General features: G+C 72.5%; 3 protein-coding genes. All 3 read right to left on the bottom strand.

From position 1 onward, the window contains the following. The coding region (locus tag JHD21_RS21060; protein WP_292679419.1) for a cobalamin-dependent protein at nt 1–1,179 on the bottom strand (1,179 nt) is incomplete at its 3' end. 154 nt (nt 1,180–1,333) lie between these two features. After that, on the bottom strand, nt 1,334–2,791 hold the full coding sequence (locus JHD21_RS21055) for a sugar transferase (protein ID WP_292679418.1): 1,458 nt from the start codon (nt 2,789–2,791) through the stop codon (nt 1,334–1,336). 143 nt (nt 2,792–2,934) lie between these two features. Continuing rightward, nucleotides 2,935–4,359 carry a 2-C-methyl-D-erythritol 4-phosphate cytidylyltransferase gene (gene ispD, locus JHD21_RS21050; RefSeq protein WP_292679416.1) on the bottom strand — a complete coding sequence of 475 codons (1,425 nt, stop codon included), beginning with the start codon at nt 4,357–4,359 and terminating at the stop codon, nt 2,935–2,937. Nucleotides 4,360–4,434: the final 75 nt, after the last annotated feature.

Below are 4,434 nucleotides of genomic sequence, written 5' to 3'. Positions count from 1 at the left end.
GGTCACGCCGTCGTCGTTGAACGTCGCGGCGCTGGTGCCGAAGACCGGCATGTCGTCCGGCTGCTTGCCGAACGCCTCGCGGTTGCGGACCAGCTGCCGGCCGACGTCGCGCAACGCGTCCTCCGCGCCGCGGCGTTCGAACTTGTTGATGGCGACGACGTCGGCGAAGTCGAGCATGTCGATCTTCTCCAGCTGCGACGCGGCGCCGTACTCCGGCGTCATGACGTAGAGGCTGGTGTCCGCGAACGGGATGATCGCGGCGTCGCCCTGGCCGATGCCGGGGGTCTCGACGACGACCAGGTCGAAGCCGCCGGCCTTGAGCACGGCGAGGACGTCGTCGAGGTGGTCGGGCAGCTCGTGCGCGCCGCGGGTGGCCAGCGAGCGGAAGTAGGCGCGGTCGTCGTCGGACGTCCGGCCCAGCGACAGCGAGTTCATCCGGATCCGGTCGCCGAGCAGCGCGCCGCCGCCCTTGCGACGGGTCGGGTCGACGGCGACGACCGCGATCCGCAGCTTGTCCTGCTGGTCGACCCGGAACCGGCGGACGAGCTCGTCGGTGAGGCTGGACTTGCCGGAGCCGCCGGTGCCGGTGATGCCGAGCACCGGGACGTGCCGGCGGGCGGCGGCCTCGCGGATGGCGGTGAGGTCGGCGTCGGGGAGCCGGCCGAGCTCGACGCCCGTGATGGCCCGGGCGACGGCGGCCTTGTCGCCACCGAGCACGGCGTCGGCGGAGACGGGGGACTGCGACCAGAGGTCGACGTCGAGGTCGCGGACGACCGAGTTGATCATCCCGGGCAGCCCCATCCGCTGGCCGTCCTCGGGGGAGAAGATCGTGACGCCGCTGGCCCGCAGCCGCTCGATCTCGTCGTGGACGATGACCCCGCCGCCCCCGCCGACCACCTTGACGTGGCCGGCGCCGCGCTCGCGCAGCGACTCGACGAGGTACTCGAAGTACTCCACGTGCCCGCCCTGGTAGGAGCTGACGGCCACGCCCTGCGCGTCCTCCTCGACCGCCGCGTCGACCACCTCGGCGACCGACCGGTTGTGCCCGAGGTGGATGACCTCGCAGCCCTGGCCCATGAAGATCCGGCGCATGATGTTGATCGCCGCGTCGTGCCCGTCGAAGAGCGCGGACGCGGTCACCACCCGGACCGGGTTGGTCGGGACGTGGAGCTCGCTCATCAGGGCCGCCTCGCGGAGATAGTTGGACGTCCTAGTAATGGTACGTCGTACGGGGGTCGGGGGGATAGTCCGTGACGAAACGGTGGGGACCCGAGCGTGCGGACCCCACGCTTTCGTCAGGGACTACCGCCGCCGGGCGGCCAGCAGCAGCGGGTCAGTAGGCGCCGCGGGCCCGCAGGACGGCGCCGAGGGTGCGCAGCAGGATGGTGAGGTCCTGGATCATCGACCAGTTGTCGACGTAGAACATGTCGAGCCGGACCGCCTCCTCGTAGGAGAGGTCGGAGCGGCCGGAGACCTGCCAGAGGCCGGTCATGCCGGGGCGCACCCGGAGCCGGCGCACGCTGTCAGGCTCGTACGCCGCCGCCTCGCTCGGCAGCGCCGGGCGGGGACCGATCAGGCTCATGTCGCCGCGCAGCACGTTGAAGAGCTGGGGCAGCTCGTCGAGGGAGAGCCGGCGCAGCCAGCGGCCGGGCGGGGTGACCCGCGGGTCGTCCTTCATCTTGAACAGCCCGTAGGTGAAGCCGGTCTCGGCCTGGAGGGCGGCGAGCCGCGCCTCGGCGTCGACCACCATGGTGCGGAACTTCAGGCAGCGGAACGTCGCGCCGTCCCGGCCGACCCGCTCCTGGCGGAAGAGCACCGGCCCGCCGTCGTGCCAGCGGATCCGGGCGGCCGCGACCAGCATCAGCGGGGCGAAGGCCACCAGCAGGGCGAGCGACCCGGCCAGGTCGAACGCCCGCTTGGCCCACCGGCCCGCCTGCACGGCGCGCGGCTGCTCGATGTGGATGAGCGGCAGCCCGCCCACCGGGCGCACCCGGACCCGCTCCCCGGAGATGTCGGCGACGCTCGGCGCCACGACGACCTGGACGTCGTGCGACTCGAGGTCCCAGACGATGCGCCGCATCCGGGCCCCGCACCCCGAGGCGCCGTCCGCGAAGAACACCACGTCGGGAACGAGGTCGGCGACGGTCGTCACCAGGTCGTCGGTCCGGCCCAGGAGCGGGATCCCGCACGGTGTCTCGTCGACCGCGGTCGCGTCGGCGGACAGCGCGCCGACGACGGTGTAGCCCAGCCACGCCTCGCGCCGCAGGACCTCGGCGATCTCGTCGATGTGCGTGGGCGTGCCCGCGATGACCACCCGCTGGAGCAGCGCGCCGCCCCGGCGGGCCCGGTGCAGCGCGCGGCGCAGCCCGTAGCGCGCACCCAGGAGGAGCGGGATGCCGAGGCCGAACCCGAGCAGGAAGAAGCCGCGGGACAGGTCGACCTTCATCAGGAAGCAGCCGATGCCGACGACCGCGGCCGCCGCGACGCTGGCGTGCAGGACCACCTTGTACTCGTCGGTCCCGGCCCCGAAGAGGTCCTGGCGGTAGCCGCCGGCGACGGCGATGCTGGCCAGCCAGAGCAGCATCATCACCGGGCCGGCGACGGTCAGGGTCGTGGAGACGTTGTCGTCCGGGCCCGCCGCGAAGACCCAGTCGCGGCCCACCGCGGCCAGCGTCCCGGCCAGGCTCATCGCCAGCACGTCCGCCGCCAGGGCGGTCTGGGTGAGGTAGCGCAGCGCGCCGTTGACCGGGCTGACGGCGACAGCGCGGGGGCTCTCGGCGATCAGGGTCATCGGGGTCACCTGGCCTGGGCGAAGGGAGCGTGAACCGGCGGGAGGACGACGTTGTCCTCCGGGTTACCGGAGGGTCACATCCGGCACCAACTGGCCGGGCCGGGCCGGGTTACGCAGATCACCCTCGACGAGGGCGACCTGGTCTAGTCCTGCGGGACCGTCGCGAAGGGGTCGTCCTTGCGCACGTCGACGATGTGGCCGGTCTGCGGCGAGATCAGCACGTCCAGCGACCGCCGGGCCACCGCCTCGGACTCCAGCAGCGAGCCGGCGGGCTCGTCGCCGAACGCGCGGGTCCGCATCGGGGTGTTGGTGCGCTCGGGGTTGATGCAGTTGACCCGTACGCCGGCCTGGGACCACTCGTCGGCGAGGGCCTGCGACAGGTTCACGACCGCGGCCTTGGCCGAGGAGTAGAGGCTGTAGCCGCCGCGGCCGCGGGTGTAGGAGCTCGAGGTGAACAGGAGCAGGGACCCGCGCGACTCCGCCAGCGGGGCGAAGAACTCCTGCGCGATGAACACCGGCGCCAGGTAGTTGATCTCGGTGGCGGCGTAGACCGCCTCCTCGGAGGCCTCGAGCAGCAGACCGCGCGGCAGCACGCCGGCGGTGTTGACGACGTAGTCGACCCGGCCGGTCTCGGCGAGCACCTGCCGGGCGGCGGCGGCGATGTCGCCGCGCCGCTCGACGTGGGTCTGGGTGCTGGTGCGGCTGAAGACGCGCACCTCGGCGCCGTACGACGCCGCGAGCTCGGCGATGGCGGCGCCGATGCCGTAGCTGCCGCCGAAGACGACCATCGTCCGGCCGGCGAGGGCGGCCCGGTACTCCTCGTCCGTGGCCGGTCGCGGCTGGTCGGTGCTGGTGAGCTGGAACAGCTTGTCGGCGAGGTAGATGTCGATCGGCTCGGTGACCTTCATGTTGCGGTCGTCGCCCTGGACCACCCAGACCGGCACCTCCGGGAGGTAGCGCAGCACGACCGTGCAGTCGTCGGTCGCGGTGAAGCCGTCGTCGAGCGCGGCCCGCGCGTAGGCCTCCTTGATCACCGACGACCGGAACGCCTGCGGGGTCTGCCCGCGGCGCAGCGTGGCGCGCGGCGGGATGGCCCGGATGGTGTTGTCCTCGGTCACCTCGATGATCGTGTCCGCGGACGGGATGGCGACGTCCACGGCGGCGTGCGTCTCCAGCGCGTCGAAGCACTCGCCGATGATCCGGGCGGTCACCAGCGGGCGGACCGCGTCGTGGAAGAGCACGTGGCACTCGTCGTCCCCGAGCTGCTCGAGCGCCCGCACCGTGGTGCCGTTGCGGGTGTCGGCGCCCTCGAGGATGCTGACGACCTTGGCGTAGCCGCCGTCGCGCACGATCGCGCGGGCCGCGTCCAGGTGGCCCTCGGCCATCATCACCACGATCTCGTCGACCAGCGGGTGCCGGTCGAACGCCGCGATCGTGTGCTCCAGGATCGGCCGCCCGGCGATCTTGAGCAGCTGCTTGGGCAGTCCGAGTCCCATCCGCGCACCCACGCCACCGGCGAGGATGACCGCGACGTTCCTCGGCCGCGGCGACGACTGGATCTCGGACATGGCGGACAGCCTCTCAGAACCGGCGCCGGCGTAACCGGGAAGTTCACGCCTCGTTTCGTGGGGTGACGGGTGGGG

The sequence above is a fragment of the Nocardioides sp. genome, assembly GCF_016462705.1.
GTDB lineage: Bacteria > Actinomycetota > Actinomycetes > Propionibacteriales > Nocardioidaceae > Nocardioides.
The sequence above is the reverse complement of the archived record's forward strand: the minus strand, read 5'-3'. Positions and strand labels throughout refer to the sequence as shown.

What these genes read in the sequence shown, in the direction of transcription:
- ispD (WP_292679416.1), bottom strand. Translation starts at nt 4,359, where the DNA reads ATGTCCGAGATCCAGTCGTCGCCGCGGCCGAGGAACGTCGCGGTCATC.
- JHD21_RS21055 (WP_292679418.1), bottom strand. Translation starts at nt 2,791, where the DNA reads ATGACCCTGATCGCCGAGAGCCCCCGCGCTGTCGCCGTCAGCCCGGTC.